Origin of the sequence: Mesorhizobium sp. M0045 (assembly GCF_040323385.1) — a bacterium.
Classification (GTDB): Bacteria; Pseudomonadota; Alphaproteobacteria; order Rhizobiales; family Rhizobiaceae; genus Mesorhizobium.
In genome coordinates, this window is sequence record NZ_JAMYUY010000026.1 from 25,478 (window position 1) to 38,871 (window position 13,394).

Below are 13,394 nucleotides of genomic sequence, written 5' to 3' on the forward strand. Positions count from 1 at the left end.
CGAGCGAGACGTCGCAGGGCTGGCTGGGTCAACTGCGCGGCTCGTCGCGGTCGATCAGGATCCGCTCGGCGGCGCCATCGAGATCTTCATATTGGCCGCTCCTCAAGGCCCACAGGAACCCGGCCAGCCCAAGCCCTCCGAGGAACAGGGCCACAGGTATGAGGTAGGCGAGCGTCGTCATGACGATTGTGCCAGTGCGCCAATGTCGGAGCGCCTGTCATGTCGGGCATCTTGCACCGATGCATGTGACACGAAACCTTGCAGGCGTAGCGCATTGCCGATGACCAGGAGGGAGGAGGCGGACATCGCGACCGCCGCGATCAGTGGCGTAACGTGCCCCAGAATGGCGACCGGCACGGCGATGCCATTGTAAACGATCGCGATGGCGATGTTCTGCCGGATCAGCCGTCCGGCCTTCCGCGAAATGTCTAAAGCAAGTGGGACCGCCAGAAGACTTCTACGTAGGAACACGAAATCCGCGGCGTTGCGACCGATATCCGCCGCCGTGGCCGGAGCGATCGAAACGTGTGCGGCGCCCAATGCAGGCGTGTCGTTGAGCCCATCGCCGACCATCAGCACCTTGTGGCCAGTTCGCGTCAATGCTTCGATGTGTTCGACCTTCCCGGAGGGAAGCAACGCGGGAACGAAGCGCTCGACGCCCAGCGCTTCCGCGACTTCGCCGCAGGCAGCTTCTGTGTCGCCCGACAGCATCTCCACCGACACGCCGGCGCCGTTCAGTTGCTCGATGGCCGCCTTGGCATCGGCACGCAGCTCATCCTCGAAATCGAAAGTCGCGACAATGACCCCGTCCTTCGTCAGAACGGTTCCGCCATAGCCTTGTTTGCCTTCGCCGCCGGTCCGGGCTTTCCACTCAGCCCATCCGCGGCGACCCAGCCGCCAGGTACTGCCCTCGGCGATGGCTTCGATGCCGAAGCCCGGATGCTCCCTGACGGACGCGAGTTTCGGCTGGCCGGCAAAGGCTGCATTGCCAGCGATTGCCTTCGAAAAGGGATGGCGGGAATGCGCTGCCATCTCGGCCGCCATGGCGAGCATCGTCGGATCGATGGACGGCGCATTGATCAGCCTGGGCAGTCCGAGCGTAAGCGTGCCGGTTTTGTCGAACAATGCCGTGTCGATCCCGGCCAGGCGCTCCATGGCGGAGCCGTCCCTGACCATGACGCCGCTTTCAAACAGCCGCCGCGCAGCGACCACCTGCACGATCGGCACGGCGAGACCGAGCGCACACGGGCATGTAATGATCAAAACGGCGATCGCGATTGTTATTGCCCGGTGCCAGTCGCCGGTCGCCGCCATCCAGCCGAGGAACGTCACAAAGGCGGTGAGGTGGACCACGGGGGCGTAGAGCGCGGAGACGCGATCGGCGATCCTGCGATGGCGGGCGCGGCCGCCCTCTGCCGCTTCCATCAGCCGAACCATTTCGGCCAGGAAGGAATCCTTCGCGGCGGCCGTCGCCTCGATGGTCAGTGGACCGGTGAGATTGAGTGTACCGGCCTGGACCTGCGCCCCCGGGCCCACCGTTCTGGGCGTGCTTTCCCCGGAAACCAGGGAACAGTCGAGATCCGACGCCCCGCCAATGATCCTGCCGTCGATGGGCACCCTCTCGCCGGCCGCGATCAAGAGCTCCATTCCCGGTTCGATCTCGCCAACCGGCAAGTAGTCGCGCGAACCGTCCTCGCGCAGCACCATGGCGCCGCGCGCCGCCAGCCGAGCCAGTCCGTTCACGGCCGTCCGTGCTCGTTCCCGCATCACGTGATCCAGCGTGCGGCCGATCAGCAGAAAGAACAGCAGCGACACCGACGCGTCGAAATAAGCATGGTCGCCATGGCTGATCGTCTCGTAGAGGCTCATGGCGTAAGCGAGCGATACCCCGACCGCGATCGGCACGTCCATGTTCATGCGGCTGTGGCGCAGCGCATTCCAGGCCGAGCGAAAATAGATGCCGCCGGCGAAAGCGAGCGCAGGAATGGCAATCAAGGCAGAGACCCAATGGAACAGGTCGCGGGTCGCGCCTTGCGCGCCGGACCAGACGGAGACTGATAGCAGCATGATGTTGCCCGCCGCAAAGCCGGCGACCGCGACGGCGCGGATCAGTTCCGAGAGCATCTTGTCCTTCCCGTCAGCCTCGGGATCGAACAGGTGCGCGCCATAGCCCAGCCGTCCAAGTGTGGCGACGAATGGCGGAACCTCCTCGCCGCGCCACCGGACCGAAACACGTTTCGTCGAAAGATTGACACGAGCGCCTTCGACGCGATCCAGCTTGCCGATCGCCGTCTCGATCGTCTGGATGCAGGCGGCACAATGCACAGCCGGCACCGAGAGGTCGGTCTGGCGAAGATTTTCGCCAATCGAGCGGCTCGCCAGTCTGATTTCCTGGCCAGAAGGCAGGACCAGTGTGACCTTTTCCAGGTCCAATGCGATTTCGGCGCCTGGCGCGCAGCAGCTCATTGCAGCGCCCCGTGGGAAATCATGATCCGGCGAGCGTCGCGATAGGGTTCCGCAAGGCTCGCATCGGCGTCGATTTCGACGATCCAGACGCCATCGTTGGGCATGTGGTGCGCGGCGAATATCTGACCGGAGGCAGCCTCAAGAGTGACGGATTTGTCCTCGGCCTCGTAGGCGGGATGACGGAACAGCACCTTGACGCCATGCAAGGCAACCGGCTTGCCGACAGCATCGGTGAGGCTGTAGCGGACCTCACCGCCTGCGATGGTCAGTTTGCCAGTCCAGCCGAGGGCCGCCTGAGCTCGCCCTTGCTCGGCCTTTTCGTTGAATTGCTGGCTCGCCACATAGGTGTTTTCGACGACAAGGCCGGTCCAGCTCGTGTTGGCGAGCGTCGCCATCGTCAGATTGACCGCTATGACCACGCCGAAGAAGCCAAGGATGGTGAACAGCATATGCCTGCCGGTGAATTCGCGGGATTGTCGCGAGGTGTCGGTCATCTGGCGATCTCCGGTGCGTTGAAAGTGGCCGTGTATTCGTCCGACTCGAACGTTGCCTTATTTTCGACCCGGAATTTGAAGCTTTGCGCTGCACCCCGAACCTGATCTGCCGGCTGACGCACGAAAACCTTGAGCATCTTCAGCCGGTCGGGTTCGACCGGGATGGCAAAGGAGCGATCCGCCGGCAGGTCGATGCCGACAACGCTCATTTCGGCTCCATGCAGGCCCTGCATCGTGACAATGATCGTTCTTGGTTCGGGGATCATGTTGAGCAGCTTGACGGTGTAGCCATTGCGGATCGAACGGTCGGACAGCGTCACGAACTGCGGGTTGCGATCGTGCAGGACATTCAATTCGAGCCGTGCGCGGGTCAGCAGCGAATAGAGCAGCGCGAGACCGACCGCCGACCAGGCGCCCATGTAGATGAAGGTGCGCGGGCGAAAGATCTTGCGGATATGGAAACGGGCCACATTGTCGGAGAACAGGCCGTCAGCGTTCCTGACCAGTGACGGGTTGACTGAACCGGAGCCGCCTGGGGTCGCCAGCATCATATTGGCGTTGTAGTCGGCCAGCGTCGCATAGGAAATCAGTCCGCGCTCCCTGCCGAGCTTGTCCATGATACCGTCACAGGTATCGATGCAGAGCGCGCAGGTGATGCATTCAAGCTGCTGGCCATCACGAATGTCGATCCCCATCGGGCACACCGCGACACAGGCATTGCAGTCGACGCAGTCGCCGACGGGCTGCCCGGCGGCAAGGACCCTCTTGGCGTGACGCGAGCGCGGTTCGCCGCGCCAGTCATTATAGGTGACGGTGAGGGAATTCTCGTCGAGCATGGCCGCCTGGATGCGCGGCCATGGGCACATGTAGGTGCAGACCTGCTCGCGCATCAGCCCGCCGAACGTATAGGTCGTCGCCGTCAGCACGGACACGGTGATGTAGGCGACGGGGGCGGCGGTGCCGGTGAAGAGTTCCCCAAGCAGCGTGGGGGCATCGGCGAAATAGAAGATCCAGGCGCCGCCGGTCAGCACCCCTATGACCAGCCAAATGGCGTGTTTCGATGTTCGCACCACGAGTTTGCGCGCAGTCCAGGGACCGGCATCGAGCTTGATGCGCGCGTTGCGGTCGCGCTCGATGGCTCGCTCGACGACCAGAAACAGATCGACCCACACGGTCTGCGGGCACGTATAGCCGCACCAGGCCCGGCCGACGGTGGATGTGATCAGGAAAAGGCCGATACCGGCCATGACCAGCAGGCCGGCGACGTAGTAGAATTCCTGCGGCCATATCTCGATGAAGAAGAAGTAGAAGCGGCGGTTGGCAAGATCGACCAGCACGGCCTGGTCCGTGGCAAATGGCCCGCGATCCCACCGCAGCCAGGGCGTCAGGTTGTAGATCCCCAGCGTGATTGCCATCACCGACCACTTGAAGCGGCGGAAACTGCCAGAGGCCCGGTTCGGGAAGATCTTCTTGCGTGCGGCATAGAGCGGCTGACGGGTCTTGGCCGAGTTGACCGCATCGGCTTCGAGCCGTTCTATTTGCGTGTTATCGAGCACGAAAGCTCCAGTCATCAGCGACGATTTCGCCGGAAGCCCGACCCATCGGTTTCTGGATGATGCCGAGGCCCGGCTCGCGCCGGGCCTCGTCGCTTGGCGGTGGGGGGAGGACGAGAATAGGCTTGCGCACCTATTCTCCGCCACCAAGCGAATGGACATAGACCGCGAGTTCCTTGGCCTTGATCTCGCCGAGACGGCCGATCCAGGCCGGCATGACGCCGTGCTTCGGCGCGCGGACCTGCGCGGCGATGGCTGTTTCGCCAGACCCGTATAGCCAGATCGCGTCGGTCAGGTCGGGTGCGCCGAGCTCCCTGTTGCCCTTTGCATTCTCACCATGACAGGCCGCACAATTCTCGGCGAAGATATTGGCGCCGGGTTCGATCAGGCTTGTGTCCTGAACAGGATCGGAGAGGCTTGCGACATAGGCGCCGACCTGCTTGATCTGATCCGTCGTGATGATGTCCCCAAAAGCAGGCATTTCCGACAGGCGCGTATCCGGGTCTGATGCGAAGCGGATGCCGTGCGCAATCGTCTGCTGGATCTGTTCGGCGTTGCCACCCCACAGCCAATCGTCGTCGTTTAGGTTGGGAAAACCCTTGGACCCTTGAGCGCCCGAGCCATGGCACTGCACGCAATTGACCTTGAACGCGGCGCCACCCGCGGCGACGGCGAATTCGCGTAGCGTATCGTCGGCAGTAATCTCGGAGACGGTCTTCGCCTGAATGGCAGCGACATATTTACCCTTGGCCACTTCGGCCGCCGCCAGTTCATTCTTGACGTCTTTGCGGCTCGAATACGCCAGCACACCCCTGGTCGCGGAAGTCAGCATCGGCCATGCCGGATAGACGACGGTGTAGCCGATCGCCCAGGCAATGGTGATGTAGAAGGTGATGACCCACCAGCGCGGAAGCGGGTTGTTGAGTTCCTTGATGCCGTCCCACTCATGGCCGGTCGTCGAGATGCCCGAAACCTCATCGATATGCTCGCTGCCCATGATCAGTCGCCCTTGAGAGGAATGTGAGCGGCTCTCTCGGCTTGCCTGCGGCTGCCGGGACGAAGTGCAAAGGCAACGCATCCGAGGAAGAAAAGCGCCATGGCAAGCAGGCCCCAGCTGTCGGCAAACTCCCGCATGAAATTGTAGGTCATCGCCATTCTCCTCAGCGGTAGCCGGCGGCTTCGTCATAGGTCCTGAAATCGATCAGCGTGCCGAGCATCTGGAGATAGGCGACCAGCGCATCCATTTCGGTGACCTGCTGCGGATCGCCGTCGAAGTCCCCAACCTTGGCTTTCGGATAGCGTCTCTCCAGGCCCGATGTGTCGGCATTCGCATCGGCCTGCGCCATGAGATCGGCATTGGCATGAGCGATCATGTCGTCTGAATAGGGCACACCGACACGGCGGTTGGCGATCAGATGCGTCGAGAAATCCTTCACCTCGATGGGCATGTCCTTCAGGAACGCGTAGCTCGGCATGATCGATTCCGGCACCACCGAACGCGGCTCGGTGAGATGCTGGACGTGCCATCCGTTCGAGTAGCGGTCGCCGACCCGGGCGAGATCCGGCCCGGTGCGCTTCGAGCCCCACTGGAACGGGTGGTCGTACATCGACTCGGCGGCCAGGCTATAGTGGCCGTAGCGCTCGACCTCGTCGCGGAACGGCCTTATCATCTGGCTGTGGCAGAGGTAACAGCCCTCACGTACATAGATGTTGCGCCCGGCGAGCTCGAGCGGCGAATAGGGCCGCATGCCTTCCACCTTCTCGATGGTGTTGTCGAGATAGAAGAGCGGCGCGATCTCGACGATACCGCCGATTGTTACGACCAGCAGGGACCCGAGGAGAAGAAGTGTGGCGTTCTTCTCGATGACCGCGTGTCTGTCCATCAGGCCCATTTTCTGGCTCCTGATCGCACAGGCTGGAGGGCGGGGATGGAGCGCGGCATCGGATCCTCCTCGCGCTGGTAGCCGAGGATGGTCATGGCGATGTTCCAGGCCATGATGAGGGCGCCCGACAGATACATCGCGCCGCCGATGGCACGCATGATGTAGTAGGGATGCATGGCGGCGACGGTTTCGGCGAAGGAGTAGACCAGGAAGCCCTGCTCGTTGTATTCGCGCCACATCAGGCCCTGCATGACGCCGGAGACCCACATCACCGCGGCGTAAACGACGATCCCAAGCGTCGCCAGCCAGAAGTGCCAGTTGACGAGCCGCAGCGAATAAAGCCGGTCGCGATTCCATAACTTCGGGACCATGAAATAAATCGCGCCGAACGAGATCATGCCAACCCAGCCGAGCGCGCCCGAATGGACGTGACCGATGGTCCAGTCGGTGTAGTGCGAGAGCGAGTTGACGGCCTTGATTGACATCATCGGGCCTTCGAAGGTCGACATCCCGTAGAAGGCGATGGCCATCACCATCATACGGATGATCGGGTCGGTGCGCAGCTTGTCCCAGGCGCCCGAGAGCGTCATCAGGCCGTTTATCATGCCGCCCCACGAGGGCATCCAGAGCATGATTGAGAACACCATGCCGAGCGTCTGGGCCCAGTCCGGCAGGGCGGTGTAGTGGAGGTGGTGCGGACCGGCCCAGATGTAGAGAAAGATCAAAGCCCAGAAGTGGATGATCGACAGCCGGTAGGAATAGACCGGTCGGTTGGCTTGCTTGGGCACGAAATAATACATCATCCCGAGGAAGCCGGCGGTGAGGAAGAAGCCGACGGCATTGTGGCCGTACCACCATTGCATCAGGGCGTCCTGTACGCCGGAGAAGGCTGAATAGCTCTTGGAGCCCAGGAAGGAGACCGGCATCGACAGGTTGTTGATCACATGCAGCATTGCGATGGTCACGATGAAGGCAAGGTAGAACCAGTTGGCGACATAGATGTGCGGTTCCTTGCGCTTTAGGATCGTGCCGAGGAACAGGATGAGATAGGCGACCCAGACAATGGTCAGCCACAGGTCCACATACCATTCGGGCTCGGCGTATTCGCGGCTCTCGGTGATACCGAGCAGGTAGCCGGTTGCCGCCATGACGATGAACAGCTGATAGCCCCAGAACACGAACCAGGCGAGATCGCCGCCGAACAGCCTGGCACGACAGGTCCGCTGCACGACATAAAGTGACGTGCAGATGAGTGCATTGCCGCCGAAGGCAAAAACCACGCCGGAAGTATGCAAAGGCCGCAGTCGGCCGAAATTGAACCAGGGCTGGATGTTGAGATCGGGGTAGGCGAGCTGCAGGGCGATGACCACGCCGACCAGCATGCCGACGACGCCCCAGAATACGGTGGCGATGGCACCGTAGCGGATCGGCCCATCCATGTAAGCGGCGGGGTCGATCGGAACTGCCGGCTTGAACTCCGTGTTGCGCAACAGAATCGCAGTGAAGCCAGCCAGGGCGAAGAACAAAACCCACATATGCCGGCGAAAAGGTTCATCTACGCCGAAGCCGGCAGCCACCAGGGCCGCAAACGCAAACAGGCTTAGAAGGACGATCTCTGTGCCGAATTTCATCGCAAGCCCCGATTTCCAATTCCGGCGGGCGCCAACCGCAGTGCCTTATTGCGCAGCCGTGGCCTGCTCGCCCTGATCCATGTCAGAGCCGCACGATTTTGCTTCGAGCAGCATCGAGTTCGGTGCGATCAGACTGTGGCGATCGAATGTGGAAGCGCAGCACCGGCCGCAACGCTTACGGACAGGCCCCGCGTCCCCGGTCGGGCCGGGTATGGAGGCGATCGCGGGCGTGTGGGGAAGCGCGCCTTCTGTGACGCTGGAAAGTAGGCCGATGCCTTGCCGAACGTCGATCGTTTCAATGCCTTGGGACAGCCAGCGCCAGCGTTGCGCTGCCTTCGTGACATTCATGGTTCGGGGAGACGGCGATTTTCCCCTGCGTATGAGGCGTATTGACTTCGGCCGAGTGCAATCCTGCCTGGAACAGCCGGTTGCACGTCGAGCACCTCGAGGATGGATGCTTCGCCGACGAGTTGGTCGAAACACACCTGGCTCAGGCGATCGGATGGAGAGCGGACTGTCGCTATGCGGCTTCTTCTAAGCCCAACGCGAGCATGCCCTGCCCCGAACGAAATAAGTGACGTAGGCCATGCAGCTTCGGTGTCATTCAAACGGCGGTTGCGCCTCGGCCGCCGCAGCGCCGTTCCAGCCGGCTCATGCTGTCCACGGTGACACGGCGGTTGTTCTCGATCCGAATCACGCCGTCCATTCTCAGGCTGGTCAGCTGACGGCTCACGGTCTCGTTTGTAATTCCAAGGAAATCAGAGATGTCGGCACGCGTCATCGGCAGCTCGAAGCACGCCGACCTAGCCGCCGGGTCAACACTGGAATCGATGTTCCGGGCGATCATGAGGAGAAAGCTCGCCACCTTCTCCGGTGCGGTCTTGCGCCCCAGAGTCACCATCCATTCGCGTGCCTCGTCGAGTTCGTTCAGCGCCTGCTTGAACAGGCGATGCACAAATTCCGGTGATTCCTTCATCAACCGTTCGATGGCCGCTCTCGGAAACGAGCATAGCGAGACAGCTGTTGCCGCTTCCGCATTGATCGCGCTTTTCATCTTGAAGGGCCGTCCCAGAAAATCCGGCGCGAACTGGAGACCGACGATCTGCTGGCGGCCGTCCGAAAGGCTCTTCGTGAGCTTCACCACGCCTGAAAGCACGTTTGAATAACAGTCGACCGCCTCGGCGTCGCCGATCAGTTCGACCCCCGGCTCGATATTGTGCCGCGACGACGTCTTGGCGAGCTGAGCCAAATGGTCTGGTTCGAGCGCACCACAGACACCGCGGTGCCGTGCCTCGCAAGACAGGCAAAGAACGGGAATGCCGGAACTGTGACTGTCCTGCCGTAATGTCATTCGATCGCTCTACCGGTCCAGTGCGGGCAGGATAGCAATCGACGGTAGAAAAATCCTTGCGGCAGTTTGTCCGTGCTGAAGGTTGATCGAAATCAGGGCTTAGGCTCATCCAAGCATCCACAGTTCCGGCGACGCAAACACGGTGGACCACGACATGCGACTGGAGCTAGCTGCCAGACTTGGCGAGAACGTCCCGCGCTATACCAGTTATCCGACCGCGCCGCATTTCCATGCGGGGGTCGATGCCGTCGTTTACCGAGGCTGGTTGGAGGCGCTCGAAGGTGGTGACGAGATCTCGCTCTATCTGCACATCCCGTACTGCGACAAGCTTTGCTGGTTCTGTGCCTGCCATACCAAGCAGACACGCCACAAAGAACCGGTGACCACATATCTGCGCTCACTGCATGCCGAGATCGCCACCGTCGCCGGTCTTGTCGCAGGCAAGGGCCGCGTGCGTGCCGTCCATTTCGGCGGCGGTTCGCCAACGATGCTCAAACCGGAAGATATCGTGGCGCTGGGAACCGTCCTGCGCAACAGCTTCACCTTTCTCCCCGGTGCAAAGATCAGCGTTGAGATCGAACCCAATGATATGGACGATGCCCGCCTCGATGCACTTGCCGAAATCGGCATGACAAGGGCGAGCCTCGGCGTCCAGGATTTCGACCCGAAGGTGCAGAAAGCGATCAACCGCGAGCAGAGCTTTCTGCAGACCAAGACGGTTGTTGATGGCGTTCGTTCGCGCGGCGTCGAATCCGTCAATCTCGATCTGCTCTACGGCCTGCCGCATCAGACCAGGGAGAGCGTCGCCTCCACGGTTGCACAGGCACTGACCCTGGAACCGGATCGGATAGCGCTTTTTGGCTACGCCCATGTGCCGTGGTTCAAGAAACATCAGACGATGATCGACGAGGCATGGCTGCCGGGTCCGGCAGAGCGGTTTGCTCAATCGCAATTGGCGGCGCGGGCGATCGTGGACCAGGGATACGAAGCAATCGGGCTCGACCATTTCGCCAAACCGGGCGATGCCCTCGCGCTTGCCGCCCGCGCCGGAACACTGCACCGGAACTTCCAGGGCTATACCGAGGATCGCTGCGAGACATTGATCGGCCTCGGCCCGTCATCCATCAGCCAGTTTCGCCAGGGCTATGCACAGAACATGCCTTCGACCGCCGAGTATGGGCGCATGGTCGAGAACGGTGGGCTGGCTGCGGTCCGTGGCATTGCGCTTTCCGAAGACGACCGTGTTCGCGGCTGGATCATCGAGCGGCTGATGTGTGACTTCGGCTTCTCGGCGATCGTACTGGTGGAGCGCTTTGGCAAAGCCGGCCAAAGACTTCTCGTCCGAGCGAGTTCCACGGCCCTCCAAGATCCTGCGCGGTTGCTTGAACTTGATGGTGACCGCTTCGTCGTGCCTGCGGAAAGCCGGCCCTTTGTCAGGAGCATCGCGGCAAAGTTCGACAAATATTTCGAAAGTGGAACGGCCAGGCACTCAGCGGCAGTCTGAGCACCGCAGAGGAACGGTCATGGTTCTCAGTCGATCGTGAACCGATTGCGCTATGTTTTTCACTGTTGATCGGCGACCGTCGTGTCGAAACAGGATTCGGAGCGGACCAGACGCGTCTTGGCATAGTGACGATATCGTCCGGTCGTGCCTTCCGGCGCCGTATTCCATTTCGCAGTCCCTGAAGCGCCACGTCGAGTCCGGCCTCTTTTCTGTATCGGAAGCAGTCGACAATCGTCCTGGCCAGATCATGGTTGTCGGCCGACAGCTCCCTTCGGCCTTGCAACAAGAATACGCAAGGACCGTGCCAGCTGCAGCAGGCGCCGCCGCATCGCACCACCATACTATCCACCCGTGGCTCGCGCTAACCCTTTGATTGGTTCGCGCCAGGGACGCCCGTCGAAACCGAGCCTCGGCAACAATCCGAGTCGTAAGCGGCTGGCCACGCTCTTGGTGCCGGTGGCAGAAGTCCGCAAGCACCCCGGCAGCGCCGTCAAGCGTGGGACAACCCGTCCACCCGAATATCCGCCGGCGCAGTTTCAGTGAAAAGCGGGCCTAGGCTAGACGGCTCTCTTGTTAGCCCAGAGCATAACGTGCAGCTGCGGCAGCACACGGGCTTCGAACCACCTGTCGCGGGTCACGCTATCAACCAGCCACTCCATCCGCTTCAATATTCCGTCAAGGTCGACAGGCGCGTCTTCATTTGCGAGGCGTGGCGGCGTGTGATTGCCGGGTTGCAGATAGATCGGAAGTCGCGGAAATCTCGCAGCGGCGTCTTTCGCGTAGGCGTAGTCCCTTTCGTCGAAAACAATGAGCTTGAGCACGACTTGCGGCCTGCCTTGTGCCGCCTGAAGGCAGGCCTCGAAAGCGGCCCAATCGGTCGTCATTTGGCTTGACGGCGGCTTTGGGCTGAGGACTAGCACGTCAAGGTCGGCAAACCAGTCCCTGGCCACCGAACCTTGGGTCTCCAGCGCAAAACGGTAACCTTCACCATGGCCTCGCTCGATGAGCGCGCCGAGCGGCTGGATGGCCGGATTGCCGCCTGACAGCGATACCATCAGCGGGCGGCCACCGGAAAGCGCAAGCACGTTTTGCCACACCGCGGCAATGGACATCATCTCCCATTCATGGCGGAATTGATTGTCCACCGCATGCAGGCTGTCGCACCAGGAACAGCGATAGTCACACCCGCCGGTTCTGACGAAGACCGTCGGCAAACCGATGAGCACGCCCTCGCCCTGGATCGTCGGCCCGAAAATCTCACTCACGCGGATTGCGGGATGCGTATCGGTCATGGCCGGTATTCCGCCCAGGTTTTCGGCGTTTCGCTCACCCGCACGGCCGAGGTTTCGGGCAGGCGTGCCTTGCACCATTCATAAAAATGTCTGGCCAGATATTCCGCCGTGACTTGCTCATGTCCCAGCACGTCGTTGAGATGTCGGTGGTCGAAGCTCTCGTCGATGTAGCGTTTGAATGGCGCCAAATCGTGATAGTCGCGCACGAAGCCGTTCTCGTTCAGTCCATTCGCTGAAAGCTCCACTTCAACGATGTAGTTATGCCCGTGCAGGCGCGCGCATTGGTGATCGGGTGGCAACGAGGTGAGCTGATGCGAGGCTGAGAAGTGGAATTCCTTGGTGATGCGGAACATTACGCGGTCCTCCTTCGCAGCGCATCGAGCCAGAAGTCGGAGTCCTCGTAGTCGGTGGGGTCCGGCTGCCCAGAGAGATGAAACGCCTCGCGCCGCTCGACACAGGTCCCGCACCTCCCGCAGTGACGCTCGGCGCCCTTGTAGCAGGACCAGGTCTGCGCAAATGGCGTGCCGTATGCTGCTCCATTCCTAACAATGTCCGCCTTCGTGAGATTCACATAGGGTGCATAAATGCGAATCTTCGCGTAGCCGTCGAGCGCGTGGTCCTGCATCATCTGGAAAGCGTCGATGAAGGCCGGACGGCAGTCGGGATAAATGAAATGATCCCCACCATGCACGGCCGTCGCCACCGCGTCAGCGTCGTGCGCTGCGGCGAAGCCGAAGGCAATGGCCAACATGATGGCGTTCCGGTTCGGCACCACCGTGACCTTCATCGTGTCTTCGGCGTAGTGCCCGTCGGGCACGTCCACATTATCGGTCAGCGCGGAGCCGGAAAGGCCGCCGCCGATCTCGTGGATGTCGATGATGCGGTGCGGGACGCTCAGTCGCTCCGCACAAAGGGCGGCGAAGCCCAATTCCTTCCTATGCCGTTGGCCGTAATCGAAAGATAAGAGGCCGGCGAGTTCGTGCTCCGCTGCCACCTTGTGAGCAAGGGTGACGGAGTCCAATCCGCCGGAGCAGACGACGAGAGTCTTCATTGTTGGGTCCTTGTTTTAACCGGGTAGGCTGCGACCGGAGATTTCTCTGCGCTCCCAGTACTTCAGGAAATCCATTTTGTGAAGTGAACGGGGGACGAGTTTCATGCGCTGACGTGCCGCTGTGTGCAAGGCGCCCTCGCGGTGAGCCTGCAAGGAACACGGACTAGCG

The 13,394-nt window shown here is 61.4% G+C and carries 13 protein-coding genes; 1 reads left to right on the plus strand and 12 read right to left on the minus strand.

The annotated features are described in order from the left end of the window. Positions 1–28 precede the first annotated feature (28 nt). From ccoS to NKJ72_RS27565, 9 genes are all read right to left on the minus strand, one after another. Positions 29–181 (minus strand): cbb3-type cytochrome oxidase assembly protein CcoS, encoded by a 153-nt coding sequence (gene ccoS, locus NKJ72_RS27525; RefSeq protein WP_352480262.1) that lies wholly within the window; start codon positions 179–181, stop codon positions 29–31. Next, positions 178–2,466, minus strand: a complete 2,289-nt coding sequence (locus NKJ72_RS27530; protein WP_352480263.1) for a cation-translocating P-type ATPase — start codon at positions 2,464–2,466, stop codon at positions 178–180. Before NKJ72_RS27530 ends, ccoS begins: the two co-directional genes overlap by 4 nt. After that, on the minus strand, positions 2,463–2,960 hold the full coding sequence (locus NKJ72_RS27535) for a FixH family protein (protein ID WP_352480264.1): 498 nt from the start codon (positions 2,958–2,960) through the stop codon (positions 2,463–2,465). Before NKJ72_RS27535 ends, NKJ72_RS27530 begins: the two co-directional genes overlap by 4 nt. After that, positions 2,957–4,531 carry a cytochrome c oxidase accessory protein CcoG gene (gene ccoG / locus NKJ72_RS27540; RefSeq protein WP_502901908.1) on the minus strand — a complete coding sequence of 525 codons (1,575 nt, stop codon included), beginning with the start codon at positions 4,529–4,531 and terminating at the stop codon, positions 2,957–2,959. The genes NKJ72_RS27535 and ccoG overlap by 4 nt, the downstream gene beginning before the upstream one ends. Positions 4,532–4,646: 115 nt before the next feature. Further along, positions 4,647–5,510, minus strand: coding sequence for a cytochrome-c oxidase, cbb3-type subunit III (gene ccoP / locus NKJ72_RS27545; protein ID WP_352480265.1), 864 nt, complete (start codon positions 5,508–5,510; stop codon positions 4,647–4,649). 2 nt (positions 5,511–5,512) lie between these two features. Beyond that, positions 5,513–5,662, minus strand: coding sequence for a cbb3-type cytochrome c oxidase subunit 3 (locus tag NKJ72_RS27550; protein WP_352480266.1), 150 nt, complete (start codon positions 5,660–5,662; stop codon positions 5,513–5,515). An 11-nt stretch (positions 5,663–5,673) separates the two neighbouring features. Continuing rightward, the gene (ccoO, locus tag NKJ72_RS27555; RefSeq protein ID WP_352480267.1) at positions 5,674–6,405 is read right to left on the minus strand and encodes a cytochrome-c oxidase, cbb3-type subunit II; all 732 of its coding nucleotides are present in this window, start codon (positions 6,403–6,405) and stop codon (positions 5,674–5,676) included. Next, the gene (gene ccoN / locus NKJ72_RS27560) at positions 6,396–8,027 is read right to left on the minus strand and encodes a cytochrome-c oxidase, cbb3-type subunit I (RefSeq protein WP_352480268.1); all 1,632 of its coding nucleotides are present in this window, start codon (positions 8,025–8,027) and stop codon (positions 6,396–6,398) included. Before ccoN ends, ccoO begins: the two co-directional genes overlap by 10 nt. Positions 8,028–8,631: 604 nt before the next feature. Further along, entirely contained in the window at positions 8,632–9,378 is a 747-nt protein-coding gene (locus tag NKJ72_RS27565; RefSeq protein WP_352480269.1) for a Crp/Fnr family transcriptional regulator, read from the minus strand. 154 nt (positions 9,379–9,532) lie between these two features. Here NKJ72_RS27565 and hemN point away from each other — a divergent pair, with 154 nt between their 5' ends. Then, positions 9,533–10,882, plus strand: a complete 1,350-nt coding sequence (gene hemN / locus NKJ72_RS27570; protein ID WP_352480270.1) for an oxygen-independent coproporphyrinogen III oxidase — start codon at positions 9,533–9,535, stop codon at positions 10,880–10,882. A gap of 557 nt (positions 10,883–11,439) precedes the next feature. Here the strand turns inward: hemN and queE are convergent. The 3 genes from queE to queC are packed head-to-tail and all read right to left on the minus strand — an operon-like array spanning position 11,440 to position 13,225. Then, positions 11,440–12,174: a 7-carboxy-7-deazaguanine synthase QueE gene (gene queE, locus NKJ72_RS27575; protein WP_352480271.1), complete on the minus strand. Its 735-nt coding sequence runs from the start codon at positions 12,172–12,174 to the stop codon at positions 11,440–11,442. Next, a complete protein-coding gene (gene queD / locus NKJ72_RS27580; RefSeq protein WP_023679623.1) occupies positions 12,171–12,527 on the minus strand; it encodes a 6-carboxytetrahydropterin synthase QueD in 357 nt (118 codons plus the stop codon). Before queD ends, queE begins: the two co-directional genes overlap by 4 nt. After that, positions 12,527–13,225 carry a 7-cyano-7-deazaguanine synthase QueC gene (gene queC, locus NKJ72_RS27585; RefSeq protein ID WP_023679622.1) on the minus strand — a complete coding sequence of 233 codons (699 nt, stop codon included), beginning with the start codon at positions 13,223–13,225 and terminating at the stop codon, positions 12,527–12,529. The genes queD and queC overlap by 1 nt, the downstream gene beginning before the upstream one ends. Between the last annotated feature and the right edge of the window lie 169 nt (positions 13,226–13,394).

What these genes read in the sequence shown, in the direction of transcription:
- ccoO (WP_352480267.1), bottom strand. Translation starts at nt 6,405, where the DNA reads ATGGGCCTGATGGACAGACACGCGGTCATCGAGAAGAACGCCACACTT.
- ccoN (WP_352480268.1), bottom strand. Translation starts at nt 8,027, where the DNA reads ATGAAATTCGGCACAGAGATCGTCCTTCTAAGCCTGTTTGCGTTTGCG.
- hemN (WP_352480270.1), top strand. Translation starts at nt 9,533, where the DNA reads ATGCGACTGGAGCTAGCTGCCAGACTTGGCGAGAACGTCCCGCGCTAT.
- queC (WP_023679622.1), bottom strand. Translation starts at nt 13,225, where the DNA reads ATGAAGACTCTCGTCGTCTGCTCCGGCGGATTGGACTCCGTCACCCTT.
- NKJ72_RS27550 (WP_352480266.1), bottom strand. Translation starts at nt 5,662, where the DNA reads ATGACCTACAATTTCATGCGGGAGTTTGCCGACAGCTGGGGCCTGCTT.
- ccoP (WP_352480265.1), bottom strand. Translation starts at nt 5,510, where the DNA reads ATGGGCAGCGAGCATATCGATGAGGTTTCGGGCATCTCGACGACCGGC.
- ccoS (WP_352480262.1), bottom strand. Translation starts at nt 181, where the DNA reads ATGACGACGCTCGCCTACCTCATACCTGTGGCCCTGTTCCTCGGAGGG.
- queE (WP_352480271.1), bottom strand. Translation starts at nt 12,174, where the DNA reads ATGACCGATACGCATCCCGCAATCCGCGTGAGTGAGATTTTCGGGCCG.
- ccoG (WP_502901908.1), bottom strand. Translation starts at nt 4,531, where the DNA reads ATGACTGGAGCTTTCGTGCTCGATAACACGCAAATAGAACGGCTCGAA.
- NKJ72_RS27535 (WP_352480264.1), bottom strand. Translation starts at nt 2,960, where the DNA reads ATGACCGACACCTCGCGACAATCCCGCGAATTCACCGGCAGGCATATG.
- queD (WP_023679623.1), bottom strand. Translation starts at nt 12,527, where the DNA reads ATGTTCCGCATCACCAAGGAATTCCACTTCTCAGCCTCGCATCAGCTC.
- NKJ72_RS27530 (WP_352480263.1), bottom strand. Translation starts at nt 2,466, where the DNA reads ATGAGCTGCTGCGCGCCAGGCGCCGAAATCGCATTGGACCTGGAAAAG.
- NKJ72_RS27565 (WP_352480269.1), bottom strand. Translation starts at nt 9,378, where the DNA reads ATGACATTACGGCAGGACAGTCACAGTTCCGGCATTCCCGTTCTTTGC.